The organism is Pseudomonas sp. SID14000 (assembly GCF_002165135.1).
Classification (GTDB): domain Bacteria; phylum Pseudomonadota; class Gammaproteobacteria; order Pseudomonadales; family Pseudomonadaceae; genus Aquipseudomonas.
In genome coordinates this window covers 1-388 of record NZ_NFZQ01000169.1, presented here as the reverse complement: position 1 = coordinate 388, position 388 = coordinate 1, and the positions used below count along the sequence as shown (strand labels likewise).

Sequence of the window (388 nt, the reverse complement as noted above, 5' to 3'; positions counted from 1 at the left end):
CTGGCATGCCGAGGGCACCGAGGGGAAGCGGGCGGAATGCCTCGCACACATCGGCGAGGTCTGGACCGACATGCGTCCTCTGAGCTTGCGCCGTCGTATGGACGCGGCAGCGGCGAACTGACCGTCCGTCGTCCCGGCACATCGGCAGCACCTAGTTGGTCATGATTCAGCGGCGGCAGCAGGAGGACTGGAACAGATGAGCGTCGGAAAGAAAAAGCAGAACGCTGATGTCGACGCCCTTCAGGAGAAACTCCTCCGCGCCCGCCTCGGCGGCGGAGGCTCCCGTGGCCGCCGCTCGGCCATCGCACTCGCGGACCGGTCCAAGCCGCTGCGGCTGTCGTTCGGACAGCAGCAGATGTGGTTCCTCAACCGCCTGGACCCGGACAGC

The 388-nt window shown here is 66.8% G+C and carries 1 protein-coding gene and 1 pseudogene; both read left to right on the top strand.

From position 1 onward, the window contains the following. Window positions 1–121, top strand: a pseudogene (locus CAY82_RS27810) (MbtH family protein); the annotation flags it as partial. Window positions 122–196: 75 nt separating this feature from the next. Then, the coding region (locus CAY82_RS27805) for a hypothetical protein (protein WP_140399193.1) at window positions 197–388 on the top strand (192 nt) is incomplete at its 3' end.